At 60.8% G+C, this 24,873-nt stretch carries 24 protein-coding genes and 1 tRNA gene; 15 read left to right on the top strand and 10 right to left on the bottom strand.

Annotated features, from left to right (window positions below; translation table 11 throughout):
- Positions 1-3: 3 nt before the first annotated feature.
- On the bottom strand, positions 4-735 hold the full coding sequence (locus AYK65_RS07000) for a rhomboid family intramembrane serine protease (RefSeq protein ID WP_081158088.1): 732 nt from the start codon (positions 733-735) through the stop codon (positions 4-6).
- 445 nt (positions 736-1,180) lie between these two features.
- Between AYK65_RS07000 and AYK65_RS06995 the strand changes: the two genes are divergently transcribed.
- From AYK65_RS06995 to AYK65_RS06970, 6 genes are all read left to right on the top strand, one after another.
- Complete coding sequence (locus AYK65_RS06995; protein ID WP_081158166.1) at positions 1,181-1,789, top strand: PAS domain-containing protein; 609 nt, start codon at positions 1,181-1,183, stop codon at positions 1,787-1,789.
- 195 nt (positions 1,790-1,984) lie between these two features.
- Complete coding sequence (locus AYK65_RS06990; RefSeq protein WP_026613819.1) at positions 1,985-2,593, top strand: PilZ domain-containing protein; 609 nt, start codon at positions 1,985-1,987, stop codon at positions 2,591-2,593.
- Between the two features lie 518 nt (positions 2,594-3,111).
- A complete protein-coding gene (locus AYK65_RS06985; RefSeq protein ID WP_046118262.1) occupies positions 3,112-3,720 on the top strand; it encodes a transglutaminase-like cysteine peptidase in 609 nt (202 codons plus the stop codon).
- Between the two features lie 300 nt (positions 3,721-4,020).
- The gene (locus tag AYK65_RS06980; protein ID WP_046118263.1) at positions 4,021-4,749 is read left to right on the top strand and encodes a hypothetical protein; all 729 of its coding nucleotides are present in this window, start codon (positions 4,021-4,023) and stop codon (positions 4,747-4,749) included.
- A 181-nt stretch (positions 4,750-4,930) separates the two neighbouring features.
- The gene (locus tag AYK65_RS06975) at positions 4,931-6,436 is read left to right on the top strand and encodes an SPOR domain-containing protein (protein ID WP_026613822.1); all 1,506 of its coding nucleotides are present in this window, start codon (positions 4,931-4,933) and stop codon (positions 6,434-6,436) included.
- A gap of 77 nt (positions 6,437-6,513) precedes the next feature.
- Complete coding sequence (locus AYK65_RS06970) at positions 6,514-6,780, top strand: hypothetical protein (RefSeq protein WP_026613823.1); 267 nt, start codon at positions 6,514-6,516, stop codon at positions 6,778-6,780.
- 98 nt (positions 6,781-6,878) lie between these two features.
- On the opposite strand, the gene AYK65_RS06965 is transcribed toward AYK65_RS06970, so the two are convergent.
- On the bottom strand, positions 6,879-7,316 hold the full coding sequence (locus AYK65_RS06965) for a DUF1489 family protein (RefSeq protein WP_026613824.1): 438 nt from the start codon (positions 7,314-7,316) through the stop codon (positions 6,879-6,881).
- A 78-nt stretch (positions 7,317-7,394) separates the two neighbouring features.
- Complete coding sequence (locus tag AYK65_RS06960) at positions 7,395-8,795, bottom strand: L-serine ammonia-lyase (RefSeq protein WP_026623381.1); 1,401 nt, start codon at positions 8,793-8,795, stop codon at positions 7,395-7,397.
- A 568-nt stretch (positions 8,796-9,363) separates the two neighbouring features.
- On the opposite strand from AYK65_RS06960, the gene AYK65_RS06955 reads away from it, so the two are divergent.
- The 3 genes from AYK65_RS06955 to AYK65_RS06945 all read left to right on the top strand — a co-directional run bounded on the left by AYK65_RS06955 (position 9,364) and on the right by AYK65_RS06945 (position 11,611).
- Positions 9,364-10,050: a DUF599 domain-containing protein gene (locus AYK65_RS06955; protein WP_026613826.1), complete on the top strand. Its 687-nt coding sequence runs from the start codon at positions 9,364-9,366 to the stop codon at positions 10,048-10,050.
- Positions 10,051-10,116: 66 nt separating this feature from the next.
- Entirely contained in the window at positions 10,117-11,133 is a 1,017-nt protein-coding gene (locus AYK65_RS06950) for a heparan-alpha-glucosaminide N-acetyltransferase (RefSeq protein ID WP_081158087.1), read from the top strand.
- A 28-nt stretch (positions 11,134-11,161) separates the two neighbouring features.
- Positions 11,162-11,611: a methyltransferase family protein gene (locus AYK65_RS06945; protein WP_244559957.1), complete on the top strand. Its 450-nt coding sequence runs from the start codon at positions 11,162-11,164 to the stop codon at positions 11,609-11,611.
- 178 nt (positions 11,612-11,789) lie between these two features.
- Here AYK65_RS06945 and AYK65_RS06940 read toward each other — a convergent pair whose 3' ends face one another.
- Both AYK65_RS06940 and mgtE read right to left on the bottom strand, forming a co-directional pair.
- Positions 11,790-12,176, bottom strand: a complete 387-nt coding sequence (locus AYK65_RS06940; protein WP_026613829.1) for a MerR family transcriptional regulator — start codon at positions 12,174-12,176, stop codon at positions 11,790-11,792.
- Between the two features lie 67 nt (positions 12,177-12,243).
- Positions 12,244-13,665, bottom strand: a complete 1,422-nt coding sequence (gene mgtE / locus AYK65_RS06935) for a magnesium transporter (RefSeq protein WP_026613830.1) — start codon at positions 13,663-13,665, stop codon at positions 12,244-12,246.
- A 276-nt stretch (positions 13,666-13,941) separates the two neighbouring features.
- Here mgtE and AYK65_RS06930 point away from each other — a divergent pair, with 276 nt between their 5' ends.
- The 3 genes from AYK65_RS06930 to AYK65_RS06920 all read left to right on the top strand — a co-directional run bounded on the left by AYK65_RS06930 (position 13,942) and on the right by AYK65_RS06920 (position 15,409).
- A complete protein-coding gene (locus tag AYK65_RS06930; RefSeq protein WP_081158086.1) occupies positions 13,942-14,430 on the top strand; it encodes a peptide deformylase in 489 nt (162 codons plus the stop codon).
- Between the two features lie 268 nt (positions 14,431-14,698).
- Positions 14,699-14,956, top strand: a complete 258-nt coding sequence (locus AYK65_RS06925) for a hypothetical protein (RefSeq protein ID WP_026613832.1) — start codon at positions 14,699-14,701, stop codon at positions 14,954-14,956.
- Positions 14,957-15,046: 90 nt separating this feature from the next.
- Complete coding sequence (locus AYK65_RS06920) at positions 15,047-15,409, top strand: hypothetical protein (RefSeq protein ID WP_081158085.1); 363 nt, start codon at positions 15,047-15,049, stop codon at positions 15,407-15,409.
- 157 nt (positions 15,410-15,566) lie between these two features.
- On the opposite strand, the gene AYK65_RS06915 is transcribed toward AYK65_RS06920, so the two are convergent.
- The 4 genes from AYK65_RS06915 to AYK65_RS06900 all read right to left on the bottom strand — a co-directional run bounded on the left by AYK65_RS06915 (position 15,567) and on the right by AYK65_RS06900 (position 21,068).
- A complete protein-coding gene (locus AYK65_RS06915) occupies positions 15,567-17,114 on the bottom strand; it encodes a SpoVR family protein (protein ID WP_026613834.1) in 1,548 nt (515 codons plus the stop codon).
- Positions 17,115-17,126: 12 nt separating this feature from the next.
- Entirely contained in the window at positions 17,127-18,443 is a 1,317-nt protein-coding gene (locus AYK65_RS06910) for a YeaH/YhbH family protein (protein ID WP_026613835.1), read from the bottom strand.
- Positions 18,444-18,468: 25 nt separating this feature from the next.
- Complete coding sequence (locus tag AYK65_RS06905; protein ID WP_026613836.1) at positions 18,469-20,418, bottom strand: PrkA family serine protein kinase; 1,950 nt, start codon at positions 20,416-20,418, stop codon at positions 18,469-18,471.
- A gap of 565 nt (positions 20,419-20,983) precedes the next feature.
- A tRNA-Leu gene (locus AYK65_RS06900) sits at positions 20,984-21,068 on the bottom strand.
- Between the two features lie 158 nt (positions 21,069-21,226).
- On the opposite strand from AYK65_RS06900, the gene lipB reads away from it, so the two are divergent.
- The gene (gene lipB / locus AYK65_RS06895) at positions 21,227-22,006 is read left to right on the top strand and encodes a lipoyl(octanoyl) transferase LipB (RefSeq protein WP_046118267.1); all 780 of its coding nucleotides are present in this window, start codon (positions 21,227-21,229) and stop codon (positions 22,004-22,006) included.
- 106 nt (positions 22,007-22,112) lie between these two features.
- On the opposite strand, the gene AYK65_RS06890 is transcribed toward lipB, so the two are convergent.
- On the bottom strand, positions 22,113-22,997 hold the full coding sequence (locus AYK65_RS06890; RefSeq protein ID WP_046118535.1) for a DMT family transporter: 885 nt from the start codon (positions 22,995-22,997) through the stop codon (positions 22,113-22,115).
- Between the two features lie 305 nt (positions 22,998-23,302).
- Here AYK65_RS06890 and AYK65_RS06885 point away from each other — a divergent pair, with 305 nt between their 5' ends.
- Together AYK65_RS06885 and AYK65_RS06880 are read left to right on the top strand one after the other, a co-directional pair.
- Positions 23,303-23,698, top strand: a complete 396-nt coding sequence (locus tag AYK65_RS06885) for a helix-turn-helix domain-containing protein (protein ID WP_026613838.1) — start codon at positions 23,303-23,305, stop codon at positions 23,696-23,698.
- Positions 23,699-23,794: 96 nt separating this feature from the next.
- Positions 23,795-24,873: S-(hydroxymethyl)glutathione dehydrogenase/class III alcohol dehydrogenase (locus AYK65_RS06880; RefSeq protein ID WP_081158084.1), on the top strand; the 1,079-nt coding region annotated here is incomplete at its 3' end.

Genomic DNA, 24,873 nt, shown 5'->3' with positions numbered 1-24,873 from the left:
GCTTCACCGCCGCGGGTCGAAAATCCCGAACAGGAAGAAGCCGAACAGGAAGCCGCCGATGTGCGCCTCCCAGGCTATGCTTCCCGCCCCTCCAATGGAGAACACGCCGAACGCCACCAGGAAATTGGTGAGGAACCAGACTGCGGTGAAGACGAGCACGGAGCGGTTGGCGAGTGTTTCGCTGAACGAAAGTCGTCGATTGAGGTGGGCGAATTGGCGGCTGATACGGCCGCTCGGGGAAAACACGAAACGCGCCGCAGCGCCCATGAAGCCGGAAACGACGCCGGAGGCGCCAACCACCACGATCATCTCGCCCCAATGGAATAGGACGTGCAGCCCGACGGCGGCCGCCGCTGACAGGCACCAGAACAATGCCAAGCGTGCTACGCCGATCCGCCGCACGACCGGGGCGCCGAACGCGACCATCCAGAAGATGTTGAAGATGAGATGTTCCCAACTGCCGTGGAGAAAGGAATAGGTGACCGGCGTCCAGAGCCAGGCGAGCCCCTGTTCGCTGAACGGTATCGTGTAGCGTGCCGGCAGGAAGGCGAAATTGAGGATCAGTTCCTGGTCAACCTCGGCCGACAGCGCATAGGTTCTGAGCGCATGGATCGCAACGAGGAAGAAGAGAATAGCGGTCAGTGCCGGCGGTAGGTTGAACGCGGGTTCCCGAGTGCGGCCGACCGCATCCTCGGCGTCCGCTTGCTCTGATGTTGCCGCCTCATTCCGTTCCATGGCTGCCCTCGTCTCACCGGTCGCTGCAGTCGCGCTCTGCATGACTCTCAAATCGGAACCGATTTCAGGAGTCATGTGGCACTTCGAAAGTGTCACAGCGACCTTCGCACCTGACGTTCGCCGCTGTAGGCCGACCCGACAGCGAACCGCCCGCGGCAGCGCGCCAAGGGATAAGCAAACAAAAAAAGGCCGTCCAGCGAAAACTGAACGGCCGCGTCGCGCCAATCTACCGGCGCTCCAGTCGATGTGCTGAAGGCAAGCCTTCGTGAAGTGATACCGACCGAATGGCAGCGCCGGACATCAAACGCAATCGAAACCAGTTATTAACCTTAATTTCCGCTTGGCACGAAAATCGCTCCTCCCTCTTCGAGATCGCTCGAAGGGCGCTCGTCCGTCCCAATTCGGGACAGACAAGCGTTCCGCACCCAGAGGACGAATGGATACGATGCGCAGCAGGACCACCAGCGAGCTGTTTCAATATTGGAATGCAATTCGCGGCAATCGCGACCTTCCGCGTCGCGACGAGATCCAGCCGGCGGACATCCGTTTCCTCCTGCCGGACCTCTTCATTCTGCAACGGCAGGCGGACGGCGCCATCCGCTTTCGCCTTGCGGGCACCAACGTTTGCGCCCTTTTCGGACAGGAATTGCGCGAACGGTCATTTTCGGCCCTTTGGGTCGCCGAGGAAGCGGGCGAGGCCGACCGGATCGCCGATGACGTGATGACACAACGCGCGCCGGCGCTTCTCTCCGCCCTCGGCACGACGGAGAGCGGGGAGCGGTTGGAATTGGAGCTGCTGCTCACCCCCCTCGCCTCGCCGGACGGAAAAGGCGACCGCCTGCTCGGCGCACTGGCTCCGCTCGGCCGACCGATATGGCTGCACATGATACCGCTTACCCATCTCGTCGCCTGCGGCATCCGGAAACTCGACCGCGACGAACACGCAGCCGACGGGTCCTCCGCCCTTTCGGGTGTGACAGCCGTCACCGATCGCGAAGGCGCAGCCCGCAAGCCGCCTAGATTGCGCATCCTTACAGGCGGCAGACGAGACTAGTGCATGTCGTCCAAAAGTGTGCAGCGGTATTGGACAGCGCCATGCACAAAGCAAGGACCTAAGGCGGCGTTGCATGAATTCGATTGAATGCGACGCGCTTTAAGACGCGCTTCGCCCCGGTTGTGCGGCCAACCTTCTATTAACCGGCGCGACTTATGCTTTCGCGTGCCAAGATACGTCAATCGCAGAGTGATCATGTTCTCGTCTCAGCATGCGCAAAACGGCGGCCCGAAACCGCACCAGGAAAGCGCCTTCCAACGCGTTTCCGTCAATCTCTCGGGACGGCTGATGCTTGCCAATCGCGACGAATATGAGTGCACCGTTCTCGATATGTCGCCGGGAGACGTGCTCTTTGCCTCGGCCGCGCGGCCACGCGCCGGGGAGCGCGTCATCGCCTATATCGATCACGTGGGGCGCCTCGAAGGCACGGTGTCACGGCTTGCGGACGATGCGTTCGTGATCCAGCTCAACGCGACTGAACGCAAACGCGAGAAACTCGCGGCTCAGCTTACATGGATCGCCAACAAGCACGAGCTCGGCCTGCCGGAGGACCGGCGTCATGACCGGCTTGCGCCGCGCAAGATATTGACGGAACTGACGATCGACACCGGCGAGAAATATTCTTGCCGGATCATCGACCTCTCGCTCTCGGGAGCCGCCATCGACGTCGACATACGACCGGCCATCGGCACCCCCGTCAGGCTCGGCAACATGAAGGGCAGGATCGTGCGCCATTTCCAGGAAGGCGTCGCCATCGAGTTCTCTAGCGTCCAGTCACGCGAAGCGCTGACTGAATTCCTCTGAGCGCACGGCCGGCTTACCGCGTCTCTTCTGCGTCGCGAAAATAGCTCATCGTTCCTTAAGGCGGGATTCCTCCTGAACAGTGAAGGGTGCTTCGCCTCGCCGCGCAATCGTCTCGGTCTGCAAAGCCGACTGGCTAGTCCGCCCATACCAAACAGAAATACTTTCTGGTAAACTGAGCGTTACGGTATATCCCGCTCTGGTCGGCGCCGTTTTACTCCATTAAGAGTTGCGAATTTCCTCGCCGCCGCAATGCCGCGGCCGCCGCACCCATATGCATGCGATGCTAACTGAAAAATTTTGCGCGCTCATTTCAATAAGTTATCTGAACTGCCCTTCACCAAACGAACCAGCATCGTGCTCATGCCTCACGGAATTCGCTAAAATTTGAATCAAATTTTATTCAAATACAAATCGAAGTTTATTCTTATGCTATTCGAATTTGTACTTGTTTTTACCTCGCATCTTCGCCGCAAGTAAAAATCTCTGTGCCATTGTCGAACCATAACGGGGAGACAGACATGCGCAGAATTATCATCAAGGCGATCGCCGCCGCGGCCCTCATCACCGGCATCCTGACCGGTCCCGCCGTCGCATCGCCGGCGAACATGACGGTCGGCGGCGCGACCAATCCGCCGATTGGGCACTATGAGTTCTGTAAGAGCTATCAATCCGAATGCCGGTTCGTTGGCCCCGACCACGGCCCCGCTGTGCTGACCCGCGATGGCTGGCAGAAGATCCTCGAAGTCAATTACGAGGTAAACCAGGCCGTCACGCCTATGACCGACATAGAAATCCATGGCGTCGAGGAAGAGTGGTCCTATCCCGATACCGTCGGCGACTGCGAGGATTATGTGCTCTTGAAACGCCGCAAACTGATCGAAAGCGGCTTTTCCCCCGCCGATCTTCTGATCACCGTCGTCCTGCAGCCGAATGGCGACGGCCACGCGGTGCTAACTGTGCGCACCGATCGCGGCGACTTCATCCTCGACAACATGCGCAGCAAAGTGCTGCTGTGGTCCGACACCGAATATACTTACCTGAAGCGGCAGTCCTCTGAGAATGCCGGCCGCTGGGTAAAGCTGCAGGACGGCCGCGCCGTTGCCGTCGGCAGCGTCAGCAGCAAGTAACGACCCGGTCACCAACTGCTCGGCAAAAAGCCGCAATTGCCGACGCGATCCTAAACGGGCTTAGGTCAGTCCCCTGTCCCCGTCCCAGACCCAAGCCCCGGCCGGTTCCCTTGTCCCTGGAACCGGCCTTTCTTTTTGACGATCCGCACAGTCTTCGAGCGACCTCGCTTCATCGAAATTTAACCATCTTCAACGAGCGTCGAGGAAAGCAATTTCCGCCGGACCTCCGCTCACAGAGCAGGGCTTCCAAGCGGACAAGGGCGCCATATCAAATCAGCCAGCGCAGCGGACGGCGCACTCATGACCACGCCATCTAGCCCGGAACCGGACCTCATACCGCTGCTCTCGCCCCGCGCCCTATACAAGATCGCCGCGCTCGCCTTGCTGCTCGTTGCGCTGACGATCTTGCTCTCTTTTTCCGGGCGCCGGCTCGGCGAATACCTCGCCCTTGCCGGGCATACCGCGAGCCGCCAGACCTACGACATCTTGATCGGCCAGGATCATCTGCGTCTTCCCGCCAACGTCATTCGCTTCGAAAGCCAGCGCGCCACGAACATCGTCGAGCGCCTCGACCTTTACCTGACCTGGCCCGCACTTGAGGGCTACAGCGACGAGACACGGCTCATATTCAACGATCTAAACCGCCCGGAAAACCTGATCTTCCTGCAGATCACCCAGAGCACGATGTCGCGCGACATGTCCGGGCGGTTTGTCCCCGTCTACCGTCACGTCCTGGAAGACAGGCCGCAAGCCGGTCCCGCGGGGCTCACCAGATACGATGCCAAGCCGAAGTCCAGCTATGCGGGCGAGGTCTTTTTCACGGCCGAGAGAGACGGGCGCCCGCCCTATGTCTTGCGCTGCCTCCTGCCCGAAAGCCCCGCGAGCTCGACCAGTGCCGACTGCCAACGTGACGTCCACATAGGTAAGGACCTCACGGTTCTCTATAGATTCTCGAGCAAGTTGCTGCCGCAATGGCGCGAAATCGATGATTCCGTAGAAACATTCATTCGCGAGCGCTCGGTGCCGTGATTTTGTCCAAGAGTCGTGATGCAGGCAATAGGCCGGCGGAGATCGCCGGCCGGTGCCTTTTCCGAACAAATCGACCAGCCCCAGAAACCAATCATTCATCATAAACCGATTGGTAACGCTATCCCGATAATGTCTCGGGAACGGTCGTTCCCGGAGAATGCGTCCGGACGGCACCCCCGACATGAGAATGAAGAGCAGCGTAGTGTCTCAATCCGTTTTTTCTGATCTCGTGAAGCGCCCACTTGGCGTCTTTTCAAAAGTTGTAGGACGGGTTGTCCTTGCGAGCGCCATCGTCGCGCTCGCCCTTTCGGCGCCCGCCCTTGCCAATCCCAGATATGCGGGCATCGTCGTCGATGCGAAGACGGGCAAGGTGCTTTACGGCGAGGATGCGGACGAGTTGCGCTATCCGGCCTCGCTGACCAAGATGATGACGCTGTATCTGACCTTCGAGGCACTGGAGGCGGGGCGTATCAGCAAGACCACGCAGGTGCCCTTCTCGAAGAAGGCGTCGTCCGAGCCGCCGTCGAAACTCGGCGTACGAGCGGGCAAATCGATCACCGTGGAGCAGGCGGTCCTCGCGCTGGTCACGCGTTCGGCCAACGACGCCGCTACGGCGCTCGGCGAATTGCTCGGCGGTTCGGAACAACGGTTCGCCCGGATGATGACCAACAAGGCTCGGGCGCTCGGCATGACGCGCACGACCTATCGCAACGCCCATGGTCTGCCTAATACCGAACAGCGGACGACGGCCCGTGACCAGGCTCGCCTCGGTATCGCCCTGCGGCAGCATTTCCCGCAATATTACGATTACTTCTCCACGCGCAGCTTCCGTTTCGGCAAGCAGAGCATCGGCAACCACAATCGCCTTCTCGGCAATGTCCGCGGTGTCGATGGCATCAAGACCGGCTATACCCGCGCTTCCGGATTCAACCTGGTGACCTCCGCTCAACTCGACGGTCGCAGCATCGTTGCGGTCGTCATGGGCGGCACGTCGGGCGGCGCCCGCGATGCCCAGATGCGCAAGCTGGTTGCCAAGTATATGCCGGCCGCCTCGCGCCGGGGTGGCGGCAACCTGATCGCTCAGGCTCCCGCAGAGCCCGTGCCGGCGGTCGCGGAAGCCGAGGCGCAGCCTGCCGAGGCGCCGGTTGCGGTCGCATCGGCAGCAATGGACCTGCCGAATACCGGCCCTGTCCCGAGCGTGCGCTACGACAGCGGCAATGCCGGCGGCATCGCAATGGCCTATGCGGCGACCAAGCCCGCGTCCGACAATCCCGTGCTTTCCGCCAAGGTCGCACCGAACACGCTCGATGCACAGAGCGCCAAGCTTGCGGGGCAGCCGGCGCCGACCGCCGAGGTCGACACGCAGATCACCAACTCCGTCGCCACGGCCGAGACAGCGCCCGCCAAGGCAGAAGCCCGCTCCGAAGCGAACGTGCAGCCCCAGGGCTGGGTCATCCAGATCGGCGCGACGGATAACGAGGCACAGGCAATGACGCTGCTTGGCAATGCCCAGGAAAAGGGTGGCAAAGCACTGCGAAACGCGAAGCCGTTTACGGTCGCCTTCAGCAATGGCGGCGCCCAGGTCTACCGCGCGCGCTTCGGCGGCTTCGGCGATCAGGACAAGGCGGTCAACGCATGCAAGGTCCTGAAAAAGAAAGGCTTCTCCTGCTGGGCGAGCCAGCAGTGAGCGGCACGACATTTTGACGGGCGGGTGCGTTTCTCCGGCCGTCCTCCTCGGATTTGTATAGCGTAACGAGGTCTGTCATGGCAGTGAACGAGAACGTTCCCGGCATCACCGCAATGCCGGGAAAGCAAGCGAAGCCCTCCCGCATCCGACTGCATCCGTTGCACGAGGCGGCGATGCGTATCGCCGATATCGGCCTCAACCGGTCGAAAGCAAAGACGCGGGACCTCGTGGGCATGCTTCTCACACATGGCGCACGCGCTTGGCGTTCGACCCAGCCCCGGGCGGAAATCCACCTGCATGTCACGGCACCTGGTCGCCGTCCGTTGAGAATGAGACTGCACTGATCACGGAGCCGTGTTTCAGGCGGTACGCGCCATACCAGCCATGTGCAAGCATTGAGCGGAACGCGGCTGAGCAGCTCTGACGGACGATATGGCTGCGACTACAGGAGACCGAGTTCGGCGAGTTCACGCCGCAATTCGAGGGGCATCTCCCCGCCATCGCCGGAAAGCGACGCGAGATCGCGCGGCGCTTCCTTGTCCTCCAAGTACCGCCATCCCTGGAAGGCCCTGCGTGGCTGCAGTTCGGTCTCCACCACTTCCGGCCCAAGGATGAGATTGCAGCGGCCGATGCCCTCGCCATCGGTGAAGGTCTCGATGCCGATCAGCGGCTGGCGCGCCTGCACATATCCCTTGATCACCCAGTAGAGCGACCCACTCGCCAGAAGCTCTTCCGCGCGCTTCGGAACCATCCGCGTCGTATGGAAGGAATGGGGCTGCTGTCCGGCCGCAATCGCCGCTAAGGACTTGCGCGACACCCATTCGCGCAAGTCCTCGACGGATTCGGCACCGACGCAGAGCTTTATGAGATGCAAAGCCATGGCGAACCTTCAACACCCGTCCGCCGGTCGCGGTCAAGCGGGTTGCGCGGCTTCGTCCACAGCGCCGGACGACATGTGTCAGCACTCGACGACGTTGACGGCGAGCCCGCCGGTGGATGTTTCCTTGTACTTCTCGTTCATGTCCACGCCCGTCTGCCGCATCGTCTCGATGCAGGCATCGAGCGGGACGAAATGCTTGCCGTCGCCTTTGAGCGCGAGCGACGCCGCCGTGACCGCCTTCACGGCGCCAAGGGCATTGCGTTCGATGCAGGGCACCTGGACCAGACCCGCGACCGGATCGCAGGTCATGCCGAGATGATGCTCGAGCGCAATCTCCGCGGCATTCTCGATCTGTTCGGGCGTACCGCCCATCACGGCGGCGAGACCTGCGGCTGCCATCGCCGAAGCCGAACCGACCTCACCCTGACAGCCGACCTCCGCTCCCGAGATCGAGGCGTTGTGTTTGATGATACCGCCGACGGCGGCGGCGGTCAGCAGGTAATCGCGAATACCTTCCTGATCGGCATCGTCGTGGAAATGCAAATAGTAGCGGATGGTCGCCGGCACGACTCCCGCCGCGCCGTTGGTCGGCGATGTAACCACCCTGCCGCCGGCGGCGTTCTCTTCATTGACGGCCATGGCGTAGACGCTCAGCCAATCGTTCGCGAGCAACGGATTGGTCTTGTTGGAGCGCCATTCCTCCTGCAGCTTGTCATGGATCGCGCGGGCGCGCCGGCGGACCTTCAGGCCGCCCGGCATGATCCCGTCCTGGCTGAGACCGCGGTCGATGCAGGCATTCATCGCCGCCCAGATGCGATCGAGCCCCGCGTCGAGCTCCTCCCTCGACATGGCGCATTCCTCGTTAGCCCGCTTCATCTGGGCAATCGTCAGCCCCGAGCGGGCGGCCATGTCGAGCATCTGCTGCGCCGTCGCAAAGGGATAGGGCACCTTGACGCCGGCAGGCTTGTTCTTCTGAGCCCGCATCGCCTCCAGTTCCGTATCGGTTACGACGAAACCGCCGCCGATCGAATAGTAGATCCGCTTGAGAAGCAGCCGACCGTCGCGATCGAAGGCCGAAAAGGACATGCCGTTGGCGTGGCCCGGCAGTGGCACCTTCTTGTCAAAGATGAGATCGGTTTTTGGCTGGAATGCATAGGCCGGATGGCCGGGAGGCGTGACGCGGCCCGTGCGCTCCACCTCCTCGATGATCGCATCCATCCGGTCCGGGTCGACGAGGTCAGGGCGTTCGCCCATCAGGCCGAGAATCACCGCCCTGCCCGTGCCGTGGCCGATACCCGTATGCGCCAGCGACCCGTGCAGGCTTACCTGGATGGCGCTAACGGCCGCATGGGACGGCCGCGGCCAGTCGTCCGACAGGATGAGATCGAGAAACCTGTTGGCGGCCGACATCGGCCCCATAGTGTGCGAGCTCGATGGACCGATACCGATCTTGAAGACGTCGAAGACGGAAAGAAACATAAATTGCCTGCCCAGAGCCTGACAGAGCGCCGCCGCCCCTGCGGCTGAACGCCATGTCGATTATGAACCGAACCACGCCGTTCCTCTTTCAAAAACGGGTGCCGGTCGCCTCTTATATAGGATGGAACCCTAAGCGATCCTATGCCGATGCGTCAGGCGACCGACCGACATTGGATTCTGTCGGTGCGACATGGACGGCACGCGAAATGCCTCCGTGGCCCTTCGGTCACAGACAAAAACAAGAAAGCGGCGAAGCGGTCGCATGACCGGTTCGCCGCTGACAGTCGGTTTATTTTTTCAGAAGCCGCCGAAAAGATAGGCGAGAACGAGAAAGCCTGCGAAACCCGCCACGGCGCGAAAGGTCACGCCCCAGCACGACTTCTCTACTGTATTGTCCATGATGTCTCCGAATAGCCGAAGCTCGGCAAGCATTGAGGCATGGGGGCAGTGCATAGCGAAGAATGGGTTAACGCGCAATATTGAAATGTGGCGAAATCGTGTCGAAATCCGCCCGCGCGTCCCCGTGGCGACCTTTGCATTTTCATACGGCCGTGCCAAAACACGCGCCATGACTTTCGAAGACTACATAGCGCTGGCCATCTTCGTTCTGCTGTGGGCGGGCTTCACCTGGGCTTCGGACGGACGACGCAATTTCAAGCGCGTCAGTTTGAACCGGCTGATGAACGAGCACAGGGCGCGGTGGATCCGCAACTCGCTCAATCGCGATCTGAAGATGATCGACACGCAGATCATCGCCGGACTTCAGGCGGGTACCGCCTTTTTCGCCTCGACGACCATTTTCGCGCTTGGCGGATGCTTCGCGTTGCTCGGCGCGACCGATCAGGTGCAGATGATCTTCAACGATCTGCCGCAGATATTCCGAAGTGGGCGGACGGGATTCGAATTGAAGGTCGGTGGGCTCACCTGCCTCTTCGGCTACTCCTTCTTTAAGTTCGGCTGGTCCTATAGACTCTTCAACTATTGTTCGATCCTGATGGGTGGCATACCGATGATGGCGGATATGAACCGTGATCGGCAGGCGGCCGAACGGGCGGCGGAACGCGCGATCCGCATGAATACGCTGGCGGCCAAGCATTTCAATGCGGGCTTGAGGGCGATGTTCCTGTCGATCGGTTATCTCGGCTGGTTTATCAGCCCCTACATCTTCGTCGTCCTTACGGCCTTCGTCATCTTCGTCCTGACGCGCCGGCAATTTTATTCGGAAGCGCGAACCGCATTGATCGAAAATGCCTGATGGATCGCGGCGATCGGACCTACCACATTCGTGTGGCCTCGCCCCAACAACAGAACGGCAATGCCCATGTCCGACCACAGCACCACGACCACCTACGAGACGCAGATGCCGCAGTCGGGCGTCACCCGACCCGGCCGCATCGCCCTCCTCGACGCGTTGCGTGGCTCGGCGCTCGTCGCGATGGCGATCTACCATTTTGTCTGGGATCTCGAATTGTTCGGCTATGTTGCGGCCGGCACCGCGGGAACGGGCGGCTGGCGGCTGTTTGCGCGCCTGATCGCGGGCAGCTTCCTGTTCCTGGCCGGCTACAGCCTGGTGCTCGGCCAGCTTCCTAAATTCCGCCCCCGCGCATTCGCCCTCCGTTTCGGCAAGATCGCCGGCGCCGCGGCCTTGATCAGCATCGCGACGTGGTTCGCCTTCCCCGATTCCTTCATCTTTTTCGGCATTCTCCACGCCATCGCCGCGGCAAGTCTTGTCGGTCTCCTGTTCCTCAGGCTCCCCGCCGCCGTTTCCTTTCTTGCCGCCGCGGCCGCCTTCGCCGCTCCCTTCTATTTGCGCTCGCCGATCTTCGACACGCCGGCGCTCTGGTGGGTCGGGCTATCCGAAACCGTCCCGCGCTCGAACGACTACGTGCCGCTCCTGCCCTGGCTAGCACCGTTTCTTGCCGGTCTGGGCGTGGCAAAGCTGTTTCATCCGTTTTTCGTGGCAAGGCTCGGGACCGACCAAACCCGAGGCAGCACGAGAAACTTGTGGCTGACGCCGCTCGCCTTCGGTGGACGCCACAGTCTGGTGATATACCTCGCCCACCAGCCGCTGCTCATCGGGCTCGTTTATCTTTTCTCGCTTATTTCTCCCGCCCCCGTCCCCGACCCGGCGCAGGCCTATCGGATGAATTGCGAGCGAGCCTGCAACAGCGCAAATTCTGGCATCTCCTGCGGTCGCTTTTGCGGTTGTACCCTCGACAGGCTGAAGGAGCAGAACCTGTTCGACGATTTGAATACGGGCAAGATCGACGTGAACACGGATGGGCGCATTGCCCGAATCGCCAGTCAGTGCACAATGGATGCGCAATCAGGGGACTAGGGACATGAATGCCTAGCGTGCCAAGCCGCTGAATTTTCCGTGGCCGCCTTTCATCTATGGCGCAGCGGTTCTCATTGCGCTGGCTTTGGCCCGGCTTGTTCCGATCCCTGTCGCTAAGGGGCATGGCTGGTTCCCCTGGCTGATCGGGGCCGCCCTCATCGTTCTGGCGATTTCCCTGGACCTATGGGCCGTCAAGAGCCTGCTCGACCGCCGCACCGCGGTCCTGCCGCACCGGTGTGCCACATGTCTCGTCACCTGCGGGCCGTTTCGCTTCACCCGCAACCCGATCTATCTCGGCTATACGCTGCTGATGATCGGCCTCGGCCTGGTGACCGTGAACCCATGGTTTTTTATAGCGGCGATCGGCGCCGTTGCATTGACGACCCTGTTTGCCATTCGCAAGGAAGAGCGGCACCTGTTGTCACGCTTCGGTTTCGAGTTCGAGCGTTATTGCCGCCATACCGCCCGGTGGATCTAAAAACGCCGACACTACAGTGCCGCGCGTCCAATCAGACGCGTAACGGTCGCTGTAGCACTGTGAATTGCTGCAATAATTTGTCCTTAAATCGATTTCGATTTAAGGAGATCATACAGTAAAAAAAGGCGGCTCGCGGCCGCCTCTTGAAACAAATGGATGCAAGGCGAACCGGGGCTTGCTATGTCCCGACGCCAATCTCTGCCAGCCGCGTGAGGCATGCCTCCTCGACATGGTCGAGCTCGGCGAGCGTATCCTCGATGTCCTTACGCTTCTGCCGCAAGTCCTCGCGCTTCTCCTCGACGCGCTTCATCAGAAGTTGCAATTGACCGATCTCCCCGGGAGGATCCTTGTAAACCTGGATGATCTCGCGGATTTCGGCAATCGTGAAGCCGATGCGCCGGCCGCGCAGGATTTCCTTGATCAGGCGCCGGTCGGCCGGTCGAAACAGACGCGTGCGACCGCGACGCTCCGGATGGATGAGCCCCTCATCCTCGTAAAAGCGCAGCGTCCGGGTCGAGATGCCGAATTCCCGGGTCAGCTCCGTAATGCTATAGTACTTATTCACGCCGCCATTCCATCAACTCACGCGGCGCTACTATTATTGACTTTGACGTAAAAGTCAAACAGGCGCGTCAGGTGACGTGGAACCACCACGTCGCGATACCGAGAAAGCTGAAGAATCCGGTTACGTCGGTCACGGCCGTAACGAATACGGCGGAGGAGACGGCCGGGTCGGCGCCCGATTTTTCCAAAAGCAGCGGAATCAGAATTCCGGCAAGAGCGGCCGCCATCATGTTGATCAGCATGGCGGCGGCGATGATACCGCCGATATTGGGGTCCTGGAACCACAGACCTGCGACAAGACCAATGAACGTGCCGAAGATCATGCCGTTCAGAAGGCCGACGCCCGCCTCGCGCCGGATGATCCTCGGCGCGTTGTGAATATCGAGGCCGCGGGTGGCAAGCGCCCGCACCGTAACCGTCATGGTCTGCGAGCCAGCATTGCCGCCCATGCCCGCGACGATCGGCATCAGGATCGCAAGCGCGACGATCTGCTGGATCGTGGCGTCGAAGAGTCCAATGACGGAGGCGGAGATGCAAGCCGTCATCGAGTTGACGAAAAGCCAGGGCACGCGAGAGCGCGAGGCCTCGGCAACCGAGTCCGACAGTTCCTCGTCACCGACGCCGCTCAAGCGCAGAAGGTCCTCCTCGGCCTCTTCCTGGATCACGTCGACCACGTCGTCGATCGTCAGCACGCCGACCAGCCGGCCGTTCTCGTCGACGACGGCAGCGGACAGGAGATCGTATTGCTCGAAGAGCTGCGCGGCTTCTTCCTGGTCCATCTCGGCCGGGATCGCGTGGCTGGTATCGCGCATGATTGCGTCGATCTTGACGGAACGTTTGGTGCGTAGCACACGATCGAGATCGACCGCGCCGAGCAGCCTGAAGGTTGGGTCGATCACGAAAATCTGGGTGAAGCTGTCGGGAAGATCCTCGTCCTCGCGCATGTAGTCGATCGTCTGGCCGACAGTCCAGAATGGCGGCACGGCGACAAACTCGGTCTGCATGCGCCGTCCGGCCGTGCTCTCCGGATAGTCGAGCGACCGGCGCAGGCGAACGCGCTCGGTAAAGGGCAGCTTGGCGAGGATCTCCTCCTGATCCTCCTGGTCGAGGTCCTCGAGAATGTAGACGGCGTCGTCGGAATCCATCTCGCCGATCGCCTCGGCGATCTGCTCATTCGGCAAATGCTCGACGATATCAAGACGAATGGCCTCGTCGACTTCGGTCAGAGCCGCGAGATCGAACTCCTTTCCGAGAAGGGAAACCAGCGCCAGGCGCTGCTCCGGCTGGATCGCTTCGAGAAGGTCGCCGAGTTCTGAGGAATGAAGGCCGGCGACGTGCTGGCGCAGATAGATCGTGTCGCGATCCGCGATCGCGGCACCGACATGCATCAGGAAATCGGAACGCACGGAGCCGTCGTCGGCATAAATGTCCGAACCGTCGTAGACGGCGATTTCATCGGAACCGCGGTCATCGTCGCCGGTATTGCTCATGGACGCGCCCCTTAAAGAACACCGCCGCCCGCCCCGTTACTCCAGGATCGGAAGCGCTTTGACATGCCGGTTTGACCGCCCGAACCTGCGCCGGAAACGGTCCTGTGCCCTGCTAGCGCAAAGCTCCGCCCAGGTCCACAGCCGAGGCGGCATCGACATGAGGTCGGCGGCGGTTTTATCCAAGCTGTTGCAAATGCATATGAAAAAAGTGAAACGAGTATGGCTCGCCGGCACCCCGCAGGGGCAGTGAACGACTACGCACGCAGAGGACGTCGTATGGCTATCCGACCGATCATCCGGTTTCCCGATCCGTTGCTCGGCATTGCCGCAGAAACAGTCAGTCGCTTCGAAGAGGATCTTCGCCAGCTCGCCGAGGATCTCCTCGATACGATGCGGGCAGCTCCGGGGATCGGCATCACTGCCCCGCATATTGGCGTGCTGCGACGGGTAACGGTGATCGAGCTAGACCAGAAGACCGGGCCGCGCACCTTCATCAATCCGGAAATCGTCTGGCGGTCGAGCGAAACCGCACGCCATAGCGAGGGTAGCGTATCGATGCCCGGCATCTCCGAAGAGGTGGAGCGGCCGGCGAGCGTGCGCGTGCGTTGCCAGACGCTTTCGGGCGAGCCGGCAGAAGAAGAGGCCGACGGGCTGATGGCGGTCTGCCTGCAGCACGAGCTCGACCAGCTCGACGGCATCTTCTGGACACGGCGGCTGTCGAGGCTGAAGCGCGAACGCGCCGAGAAACGCTTCAAAAAGTCGTAACGCCCGGTGCCACTGCATGCTTCCTTAATCGCAACCGATTTTACGACGAAAACATGCAGCGGTTCAAAGTGCTACCGCGGCCTTGGTGCGTCTGAGAAAACTTACGACGCTGCAGGTGAGACGCGCAATGGTTGCGTCAGTGTTCACCATCGAATAGGTTCGCCTCGCCCCGGGCCCAGCACGCCCGATGGCGAGCAGGTCAGCGTGAGGCGGACGCCTTGCCGAACATGATAAAAGCATCTCGAGCGACTCAATTGAAGGACATACGATGAAATATTTGGGCCTTACTCTCCTCTGCGCCGTCGCTCTGGCGGGATGCACCGCCACCCCCGATCTCGAACCACTTCCCGGCAGCCTCACCTACGGCGAGACGGGCCCCTCGCGCAAAACAATCGCCGCTCCGGGCACGAAGATACCAAATCGATTCCGGCATGAAGGCAGAATTGTCTACGAGACCTACGAGGTTCAGCCCGACCATACCTACAAGCTCATCCGCCGCAGCTTCGTAGATAGCATGGGCAATTGATCGCGAAACGATCGAGCCTCCAGTCACCCGATCCCGGAACATTGCGATGCCGTTCTCGTTCTCCAATGAGACTTCACGGGAGACGATGCAATGGCCAAATATCTCGATGAACGTGGCGATCCGGCATCTGCGACACACGACGCGGAACGGGAAGAGTTTTCTGCCGAGGAGGCAAAGCAAGGCCGTCACGGAACGGGCGTGCTAGCCGTGCTGCTCGGCGGACTCCTGCTAGCGTTCGCTGTTTGGGGCGCGGTCGAAATCTGGGGCGAGAGCACTGATATCGACCCGACGGCGGAGACGGAACAGGTGCAACCCTCGACAGAGCAGACGGGCAGCATTAATCAAGAGCAGTCCACGCCGCCTGTACAGGCGCCTGTCGACCGCGATCCGACCGCGCAAACCGGAACCGGCGGACCGTCGCAACAGGTTTCGCCGAACGGTAAGGAGAAGTGATCGCGCCGCGTTATGCGCAAGAGCGTGCGGCCGGCCACGCGCTAAACTAGCTAAAGCGCGTCGCGTTCAATCGAATTCATGCGACGCGCTTTTTTGTTTTTGCGCATGCGGTTGCCCCAAGCGCCGTAGATGGTCGGGCGACACGCAGTTATTCAGCCTAGTCGGAAAGCTCTTCCGTTGAGCATTCATAGAGCGTGTCGCCGCTTTCCATATCGATGCCGACGAGGCTCACCTCGTAGCCCCAGAGATGGCGAACATGGCGGAGGGTGGCGTCGCGGCTGTTTTCCTCAAGGAATACGCCGTTCTTGACGTTGTGCTGCAGCCGCAGGTGACGGTCGCCCAAAAGGTCGACATCCATGACCTGGATGTCGGGCTGGTTGGCGCCGATATCGTAGCTGCGGGCAAGAGCTGCACGTATGGCCTCGTAGCCGCGCTCGTTGTGGATCGAGGCGACCTCGCAGTAATTCTCGTCCGCCTCGTCCGTCAGCAGGAACAGCCGGAATTTGCGGATCAGCGCCGGACTTAGATACTGCAGGATGAAAGACTCGTCGCGATGGTTCGCCCAGGCGTCAAGCAGCGTATCGCGCCATTTGCCGCTGCCGGCAATTTCGGGGAACCAGTCGCGATCCTCCGCCGTCGGATCGACGCAGATGCGCTCGATATCCTGCATCATGGCGAATCCCAGCGCGTAAGGATTGAGGCCCGGGAAACGGGGATCGTCGAAGGCGGGCTGGAAGACGACGTTGGTGTGGCTCTGGAGCATCTCCAGCATGGCGCCTTCGTTGATCTTTCCCTGGTCGAAGAGCCTGTTCATGATGGTGTAGTGGACGAAGGTGGCGCATCCCTCGTTCATCACCTTCGTCTGCCGCTGCGGGTAGAAATATTGGGCAACCACCCGGACGATACGCAGGATCTCCCGCTGCCAAGGCTCGAGGATCAGACTCGTCTTCTCCAGGAAATAGAGAAGGTTCTCCTCGGGCAGGTTCAACGCCTTTTTTCGCTCCGACACGTCGCGCTCGACCTCACTCGGATCGACGCCTGCGGTCGTCGGGGGAAGCGTCCTCCACAGGTCGCTGTAGGTTTGCTCCTCGTATTCGAGCCTTTCGCGCATCCGCTCGCGTTCCTTCTCGGAGGATAGCCGCGGAGGCCGCCTGTATCGAAAGACGCCCTGGTCCATGAGCGCGTGAGCGGAATCGAGGATCTCCTCGACGGCCGAGGTGCCGTAGCGCTCCTCACACTTGATGATGTATTTCTTGGCGAACTCCAGATAGCTCAGGATCGCGCTGGCATCGGTCCACTGCTGGAACAGGTAGTTGTTCTTGAAGAAATGATTATGGCCGAAGGCCGCATGCGCGGTGACCAGGGCCTGCATGGCCATGGTGTTTTCCTCCATCAGATAGGTGATGCAAGGATTGGAGTTGATCACCAGCTCATAGGCGAGACCGCGCCGGCCCTTGCGGTAGAGATGGTCCTCGAAAACGAAGCGCTTGCCGAAGGACCAATGCTGGTACATCAGCGGCATGCCGACCGAGGAATAGGCGTCGAGCATTTGTTCGGAGGAGATGATCTCGAGCTGGTTGGGGTATACGTCCAGTCCGAGCTCGTCGAGCGCGATCGTCTCGATGGCGTCGTAGGTGCGCGCCAGCGTCTCGAAGTTCCAATCGGAACTCTGAAACAAGAGGTTGGAGGCCGCGCCCTTCGTCATCCGGTTCGCCTTTCACTTGCGCAATTGCACACTCGGCTGCTTGCCGAAGAGTTTTCGGAAAACCGGATAGATGTCCGCCGGCTTTGCGATCCGGGTCATCTGGAAATTCGGCCATTCGCCATCGACGGTGCGATAGGCCCGCCAGAGCGAAGTCCCGTTATCGGTCGTGCCGAAGATCTCCGTTTCGCGCTCGTCGATGATCTCGACATAGGCATAATACTGGCAAAGCCGCATCAACTCGTCATGAAGGAGCGAGGCGCAGCGCTCGGAGTCGCCGGAAATGTTCTCCCCGTCGGAGGCCTGAGCCGCGTAGATGTTCCATTCGTGGGCCGGATAGCGCTCCTGGATGACGCGAAGCATCTCCTCGAGCGCGGTGGAAACGACCGTGCCGCCGCTCTGCTTGCTGTAGAAGAAGGTATTCTCGTCGACCTCGCCCGCCTCGTCCGTGTGCCGGATGAAGACGATGTCGATCCGCTCGTAGCGCCGCTTGAGAAAAAGGTGCAGCAATACGAAGAAACGTTTGGCGAGGTCCTTCTCCCGCTCGCCCATCGAAGCGGAAACGTCCATCAGGCAGAACATTACGGCGCTTGCATTCGGTAGCGGCTGCGGTTCGAAGCGATTGAAGCGAATGTCCACCGGATCGACATAGGGAATGCGCCGGCGGCGGCGTTCGAGCTTTTCCAACGTCTGGCGCAATTCTTCGATGCGCTTCCTGTGCTTCGCGGTACCGTTGGCCTCCTTCTCCAGCTTGGCGATCTCGTCTGCGAGCGCTTCCACTTCCCGACGCGCCGGCCGATGCAATGCGATACGGCGGCCGTAGCTGTTGCGCATGGTGCGCCCGACATTGATGTTCGTGGGCGAGCCGCTTGCGGAAAAGCCGGCACGGCGCCGCTTGAACGCGACGGACTCCTTCAAGTTGAGCTTCACCATGTCTGGAAGTTCAAGATCCTCGAAGAAAAGATCGAGCACCTCCTCGCGAGAGAGAACGAACTGGAAGTCGTCCTCACTCTGGCCGGTTCCGGCGCCGGCGCTTGCAGCACCGCCGCCCGAGGCTTTCTTGGGGATACGGTCGCCGGCCGCAAATTCGCGATTGCCCGGCAGCACATGCCGCCTTTCACCGGTGTTGTTGTCGGGCTGGAATGATGGTTCGTTGACGCCGCGGGCGGGCATGGAGACATTCTGCTCTGCATCGACGTCCGTTATCTTGCCCGATTTTACCCTCTCTTTAATGGCTCGCTTCAGCTCCTCCCGCGCCCGCTTCAGGAAGCGCTGCCTGTTGCCGAGACTCTTGTCCTTCGGGTTAAGGCGGCGGTCGATGAAATTCGGCATTGGCTGCCCCCTGCCTTTCGGACCGTTAACCCGCCTTGTTCACGCGCATGTACCAGTCGACGAGACGGCGCACCTGCCGTTCGGTGTATCCACGCTCCTTCATGCGCTGGACGAACTCGGCGTGCTGTTTCTCGGTGGCGCTGTCCTTCTTTGAGCCGAAACTGATGACCGGCAGCAGGTCCTCGACCTGGCCGAACATGCGCTTCTCGATCACTTCCCGAAGCTTTTCGTAGCTCGTCCAGGACGGATTGCGCCCATGATTCTTGGCGCGGGCGCGCAAGGTGAACTTGACGACCTCGTTGCGGAAATCCTTTGGATTGGCGATCCCGGCCGGTTTCTCGATCTGCGACAGTTCGCTGTCGAGAATCTTGCGGTTGAGGATCTGACCCGTATCCGGATCCTTGAAATCCTGGTCCTCGAGCCAGGCATCCGCATAGGCGATGTAGCGGTCGAATAGGTTCTGGCCATATTCGCTGTAGGATTCCAGATAGGCTTTCTGGATCTCATGACCGATGAATTCCGCATAGCGGGTGGCGAGTTCCGATTTGATGAAGTCGAGATAGCCCGCTTCGGTCTCCTTCGGGAACTGCTCGCGCTTGATGGCCTGCTCCAGAATATACATGAGGTGTACCGGGTCGGCTGCAACCTCCTTGGTGTCGTAGTTGAACGTCTCGGACAGGACCTTGAAGGCGAAGCGGGTGCTGACGCCGGTCATGCCCTCGTCGACGCCTGCGGCATCACGATATTCCTGGACCGAGCGTGCCTTCGGGTCGACGTCCTTGAGGTTCTCGCCGTCATAGACACGCATCTTCGTGTAAAGCGACGAGTTCTCATGCGGAACGAGACGGGTCGAGACGGTGAAGCGGCTCAGGATTTCCAGCACCTCCGGGGCGCAAGGATTGTTGAGCAGTTCACTTTCACGCAGAAGCTTTTCGTAAATCTGCTTCTCTTCCGTCACCCGCAGGCAATAGGGAACCTTGACCACCAGAATGCGGTCGAGAAACGCCTCGTTGTTGCGGTTGTTCTTGAACTGCAGCCATTCCGATTCGTTGGAGTGTGCAAGAATGGTGCCCTGGTAGGGGAAAGCACCAAAGTTTTCCGTTCCGTTGTAGCTGCCTTCCTGGGTCGCCGTCAGGAGCGGGTGCAGGACCTTGATCGGCGCCTTGAACATCTCGACGAACTCGAGCAGACCCTGTGACGTGCGGTTCAAGCCGCCGCTGTAGGAATAGGCATCCGGATCGGCCTGGCTGTAGTTTTCGAGCTGGCGGATATCCACCTTGCCGACCAGCGAGGAGACATCCTGGTTGTTCTCGTCACCCGGCTCGGTCTTGGCAATGCCGATTTGGCGCAGACGGGACGGCATCAGCTTGACGACGCTGAATTTCGATATGTCGCCGCCGACCTCATCAAGCCGCTTTGCGGCCCAGGGCGAGATCAGGCCCGTCAGCCTCCGCCGGGCGATGCCGTATTTGTCTTCGAGAAGATCGGCCATGCGCTCGGGATGGAAGAGGCCAAGGGGAGATTCGAAGATGGGGCTGACCTTGCCGTCGACCATGAGCGTATAGATCGGCCGCTGCTCCATCAATTTCTTCAGTCGCTCGGCGAGCGACGACTTGCCGCCACCTACGGGGCCCAGCAGGTAGAGAATCTGCTTGCGTTCTTCGAGGCCCTGGGCAGCATAGCGGAAGTAACCGACGATCCGCTCGATCGTATCTTCCATACCGAAGAAGTCGGAAAAGGCAGGATAGATTTTAATGGTTCGGTTTGCGAAGATCCGGCCAAGACGCTCGTCCGCGCTGGTATCGATGAGAACCGGTTCTCCGATGGCGTCCACCATTCGTTCCTGAGCGGTGGCGTACATGCTTTTGTCATCGCGACATGCAAGGAGATATTCCTGTAGGCTTATCTCCTCTTGCGCTGCACTCGTATAGATCTCCGAGAATAGGTCGAAGACGTCAGATTCACTCCTTTGCATCGTGCTCTCCCGCGGCAAGCCGCTTGGTTGAACCGGGATCGCTGCCAATCGGCGATTGCTTCAGGTGAACGGTTTCCTGCCTTCAAAGTTCCTTTATAACCGGGCACTGAAACGGATGCCGAAGCAGCAGCTCACGACGACATCCGCACATCAATTCGGGACCGATCGATGGGCGCCTCAAAGACGTTTTTCAGGCGCACTCCGCAAGACACGTCGCTCTGTCACCCCATCATGACGACGCTTCTCGCGAATCCGTCATGACAAGGGAATCATAACTAATCCCCGCTGTTTCGCCGACTTTTTTTTTACGATTCCGCGAATTTAGCCATCAACAATATCGTGTACGTCGGTGGGTTCGTGAATACGCGCCCCCGCGACCCTCGGAAGGGAAGCCGAAATGGGACGATGCGGAAAACGCGGCCGCGACCCAGGCATCAGAGTCCGGCGACAGCCCCTCGGCGGGATAGGGCTTGGCTCGTATTTCAGCTCAGAGAGAGCTCGATGGCAAGAGGAAAAACAAAAACCCCGTAGAACCAGCCGGTTACGGGGCTATTCGTTCTCTGAATGGTGCGGTCGAGAAGACTCGAACTTCCACGGGTTGCCCCACAGCGACCTCAACGCTGCGCGTCTACCAATTCCGCCACGACCGCATCGTGGTAGGTGCCGATTGCGTCGGCGGGGCTGCATGTAGCAAAAGCATTTGGGGTGCACAAGGCCATCACGACAGAAATTTGACGTGAAATGAAACTATTTCGGTGTCACCTCCGCAAAGCGCTGGAAACCCTGGACTCTTGGCGCAGTCAGCCCCATGTACAGGCCAGAAAAATCAACAATGCAGGCTCCCATGCAGCGTGAAGATCTCAGCCGCGACATGTTTGCCCCGCCGGGTTCGCCCCCGGTGCGTTGGCGCATCGCTCCTTCCCTCGTAGACTATCCCCAGGCCGTCGAAACGATGGAGCGGGAAGCCGCGGCTATCGCCGCCGGCGCCGCGGACGAGCTGGTCTGGTTGGTCGAGCACCCTCCCCTTTATACCGCGGGCACGAGCGCCAATGCCACCGACCTCGTCACCCCGGACCGCTTCCCGGTCTTCGCGACCGGTCGGGGCGGCGAATACACCTATCATGGTCCGGGACAGCGGGTCGTCTACGTCATGCTTGATCTGAAACGCCGGCAGCAGGACGTTCGCGGCTTCGTCGCCGCTCTCGAAGACGTGATAATTGCGACGCTCGATTCGATGAACGTCAAGGGCGAGCGCCGCGAGGACCGCGTCGGTGTCTGGGTACGCCGCCCGGAAAAGCCGCCCCTTGTGGATGGCTCGATGGCCGAAGACAAGATCGCCGCCATCGGCATCCGCTTACGCAAATGGGTGAGCTTCCATGGCTTCGCGCTGAACGTCGATCCGGATCTCGATCATTTCGGCGGCATCGTACCCTGCGGCATCCGCGGCTACGGCGTCACCAGCCTTGTCGACCTCGGCCTTCCGGTGATGATGGCAGACGTCGATATCCGGCTACGGCAGGCGTTCGAATCGGTCTTCGGCCCCACTACAGCGCCGTGCGTCTTTCCAGACGCACAAAGGTCGCTGTAGCACTTTGAATTGCTGCATGTTTTTTCCTCAAATCGGCTCGGATATAAGGAAACATGCAGTAGGGCGGATGAAGTCTGAGCCTGCGCGGCGGCGCTCAGGACTTACCTTACCGTTTCTGCAACTGCCGCTCGCGCCAGATGATGAACAATCCGGAGCCGACGATGACGGCAATGCCGAGCCATTTGGAAGGCGACGGGAAATCCTCGAAAACCAGATAACCGAGCACCGTCGCCGACACGATCTCGAAATAATGGAACGGCGCCAAGAGCGACAGCGGCGCCAGGCGGAAGGCCTTGACGACCAGCAAATGGCCATAGCCGGAGATCGCGCCGAGTGCGATGACAAGCGTCCAGCCCAATGTCGACTGCGGTAGCGCCGGCTCGAAATCTACCGCTCCCATGCTGTCGCCCGCGGCGATCACTGCAGCCATGAACAGCGTACCGCCGACGCCGGCGACCGTCTGCATGGCGAGCGGCGAATCAGCGCTTCCGACCGCTCGATTGAGAAAGAGATAGCAGGCGAAGAGAAAAGCGCAGGCGACCGGCAGGAGCGACGTCCATCCGAAAAGGGCGAAGCTCGGCTGAATGACGATCATGGCGCCGGCGAAACCGATCGCGATCGCGGTCCATCGGCGCCAGCCGACCCTTTCGCGCAGAATGAGCGCCGACATGCATGTCAGGATGAAGGGCTCGACGAAGTAGATCGCGAACACGTCGGCGAGCGGCATGTATTTCACGGAGATGAAGAAGAACAGGGCAGCTCCGGCGAGCAGCACGCCGCGAAGCAGATTGGGCCAAAGCCGCTTCGGGTAGACGGCCTGCAGGCCGCCAGCGGTGAGCAGCAGCGGAACGGTCGACACGAGTTGGAAGAAGAAGCGATAGAAGGTCACCTGGCCGGGCGACATGCCTTCGTAGACCGCCATGTATTTCGCAATGGCATCCATGCCCGGGAGGATGAGCATGGCGAAGAGCATGATGGCCACGCCCTGCATAACCGCATTGGGCGGCGCGGCGGCCGTTTGTGTATATCCGTTCACGGGCAGATTTTTCCGATGTCCTCGCAAAGCGTTCAGGTTCGACCCTATCGTGTTTCATCGCGGTTTCAAGCGCCGCCCACCGCTCAAAGTTGCTCTTGGATCGGACGGCACCGAGCCGCATTTGGCCGTGTTTTTGACGCTTCGGAGTGCTCCGCCCGCGCAGGAATACCTATAAGCTCAGCTCACCTTCGCGCCTCGGCGGCGGGTGCTTTCCGGCAGCGCTCGGGGCCCGCGAAGATGTCAGGTAAAGGGAGAAAGCCATGCGCTTATCCACCGAAACCGTGATCGCGCGCCTGCGCCAAACAGGAGATGGCGATACGCTGGGCGGCCGCATCTGGCGGGCGCGGGACGCGGCAAAGCTTTCGACGAAGGAGCTCGCGGACAGGCTGGGCGTTCGCACCGAGACCATTTCCGCCTGGGAGCGCGATCGCGCCGAGCCCCGCACCAACCGGCTCTTCATGCTCGCTGCCGTCCTCGGCGTGACGCCGGCCTGGCTGATCGCCGGCATCGGCCGCTCCCCGGATGGCGATCCCGCTACGTCGAGCAATGACCTTCACGAGCAGCTCGCGCTCGTCAAGAAGCTGCATCGGCAAACCGGAGAAGCGATCGCCGCACTCGAGGCGGAACTCGACCGGCTCGACCGGAATTTTCGCTAGATTGCGCATTTCCTGCTTACGGGCGCCGCGTGCCGTTGTATTGACGATTGCCATTGCCACCGCCAAACATCTTGCAATTTTCGAGGGAGAAGGGAAATGGACGTACGCGCCGCCGTGGCCGTTCAGGCCGGCAAGCCGCTGGAAATCATGACGGTACAGCTCGAGGGGCCGAAGGCCGGCGAGGTGCTGGTCGAGGTCAAGGCGACCGGCATCTGCCACACCGACGACTTCACCCTGTCGGGCGCCGATCCGGAGGGGCTGTTTCCGGCAATCCTCGGCCATGAGGGCGCCGGCATCGTCGTCGATGTCGGCCCCGGCGTCACCAGCGTCAAGAAGGGCGACCACGTCATTCCGCTCTATACGCCGGAATGCCGCGCCTGCCCCTCGTGCCTCAGCCGCAAGACCAATCTCTGCACCGCCATCCGCGCCACCCAAGGCCAGGGGCTGATGCCGGACGGCACCTCGCGCTTCTCGATTAACGGCGACAAGATCCATCACTATATGGGCTGCTCGACCTTTGCCAACTTCACCGTGCTGCCGGAGATCGCCGTCGCCAAGGTCAATCCCGACGCCCCCTTCGACAAGATCTGCTACATCGGCTGCGGCGTCACCACCGGCATCGGCGCCGTCATCAACACCGCACGAGTCGAGATGGGCTCGACGGCGATCGTCTTCGGTCTCGGCGGCATCGGTTTGAACGTCATCCAGGGGCTACGGCTCGCCGGCGCCGACATGATCATCGGCGTCGACATCAACAACGACAAGAAGCCCTGGGGCGAAAGGTTCGGCATGACCCACTTCGTCAACCCGACCGAGGTCGGCGACGACATCGTGCCCTATCTCGTCAACCTGACCAAGCGCGGCGCCGACCAGATCGGCGGCGCCGACTACACCTTCGACTGCACCGGCAATGTCAAGGTGATGCGCCAGGCGCTCGAGGCCTCGCATCGCGGCTGGGGCAAGTCGGTGATCATCGGCGTTGCCGGCGCCGGCCAGGAGATATCGACGCGGCCGTTCCAGCTCGTCACCGGCCGCAGCTGGATGGGCACCGCCTTCGGCGGCGCCCGCGGCCGCACCGACGTGCCGAAGATCGTCGACTGGTACATGCAGGGCAAGATCGCGATCGATCCGATGATCACCCACACCTTGGCGCTCGAGGAGATCAACAAAGGCTT

This window comes from Ensifer aridi (assembly GCF_002078505.1).
GTDB lineage: Bacteria > Pseudomonadota > Alphaproteobacteria > Rhizobiales > Rhizobiaceae > Sinorhizobium > Sinorhizobium aridi.
Note: the sequence above shows the minus strand (reverse complement) of the source record. Positions and strands in the feature narration are given on the sequence as shown.

What these genes read in the sequence shown, in the direction of transcription:
- AYK65_RS07000 (WP_081158088.1), bottom strand. Translation starts at nt 735, where the DNA reads ATGGAACGGAATGAGGCGGCAACATCAGAGCAAGCGGACGCCGAGGAT.
- AYK65_RS06995 (WP_081158166.1), top strand. Translation starts at nt 1,181, where the DNA reads ATGCGCAGCAGGACCACCAGCGAGCTGTTTCAATATTGGAATGCAATT.
- AYK65_RS06990 (WP_026613819.1), top strand. Translation starts at nt 1,985, where the DNA reads ATGTTCTCGTCTCAGCATGCGCAAAACGGCGGCCCGAAACCGCACCAG.
- AYK65_RS06985 (WP_046118262.1), top strand. Translation starts at nt 3,112, where the DNA reads ATGCGCAGAATTATCATCAAGGCGATCGCCGCCGCGGCCCTCATCACC.
- AYK65_RS06980 (WP_046118263.1), top strand. Translation starts at nt 4,021, where the DNA reads ATGACCACGCCATCTAGCCCGGAACCGGACCTCATACCGCTGCTCTCG.
- AYK65_RS06975 (WP_026613822.1), top strand. Translation starts at nt 4,931, where the DNA reads ATGAGAATGAAGAGCAGCGTAGTGTCTCAATCCGTTTTTTCTGATCTC.
- AYK65_RS06970 (WP_026613823.1), top strand. Translation starts at nt 6,514, where the DNA reads ATGGCAGTGAACGAGAACGTTCCCGGCATCACCGCAATGCCGGGAAAG.
- AYK65_RS06965 (WP_026613824.1), bottom strand. Translation starts at nt 7,316, where the DNA reads ATGGCTTTGCATCTCATAAAGCTCTGCGTCGGTGCCGAATCCGTCGAG.
- AYK65_RS06960 (WP_026623381.1), bottom strand. Translation starts at nt 8,795, where the DNA reads ATGTTTCTTTCCGTCTTCGACGTCTTCAAGATCGGTATCGGTCCATCG.
- AYK65_RS06955 (WP_026613826.1), top strand. Translation starts at nt 9,364, where the DNA reads ATGACTTTCGAAGACTACATAGCGCTGGCCATCTTCGTTCTGCTGTGG.
- AYK65_RS06950 (WP_081158087.1), top strand. Translation starts at nt 10,117, where the DNA reads ATGTCCGACCACAGCACCACGACCACCTACGAGACGCAGATGCCGCAG.
- mgtE (WP_026613830.1), bottom strand. Translation starts at nt 13,665, where the DNA reads ATGAGCAATACCGGCGACGATGACCGCGGTTCCGATGAAATCGCCGTC.
- AYK65_RS06930 (WP_081158086.1), top strand. Translation starts at nt 13,942, where the DNA reads ATGGCTATCCGACCGATCATCCGGTTTCCCGATCCGTTGCTCGGCATT.
- AYK65_RS06925 (WP_026613832.1), top strand. Translation starts at nt 14,699, where the DNA reads ATGAAATATTTGGGCCTTACTCTCCTCTGCGCCGTCGCTCTGGCGGGA.
- AYK65_RS06920 (WP_081158085.1), top strand. Translation starts at nt 15,047, where the DNA reads ATGGCCAAATATCTCGATGAACGTGGCGATCCGGCATCTGCGACACAC.
- AYK65_RS06915 (WP_026613834.1), bottom strand. Translation starts at nt 17,114, where the DNA reads ATGACGAAGGGCGCGGCCTCCAACCTCTTGTTTCAGAGTTCCGATTGG.
- AYK65_RS06910 (WP_026613835.1), bottom strand. Translation starts at nt 18,443, where the DNA reads ATGCCGAATTTCATCGACCGCCGCCTTAACCCGAAGGACAAGAGTCTC.
- AYK65_RS06905 (WP_026613836.1), bottom strand. Translation starts at nt 20,418, where the DNA reads ATGCAAAGGAGTGAATCTGACGTCTTCGACCTATTCTCGGAGATCTAT.
- lipB (WP_046118267.1), top strand. Translation starts at nt 21,227, where the DNA reads ATGTACAGGCCAGAAAAATCAACAATGCAGGCTCCCATGCAGCGTGAA.
- AYK65_RS06890 (WP_046118535.1), bottom strand. Translation starts at nt 22,997, where the DNA reads ATGCAGGGCGTGGCCATCATGCTCTTCGCCATGCTCATCCTCCCGGGC.
- AYK65_RS06885 (WP_026613838.1), top strand. Translation starts at nt 23,303, where the DNA reads ATGCGCTTATCCACCGAAACCGTGATCGCGCGCCTGCGCCAAACAGGA.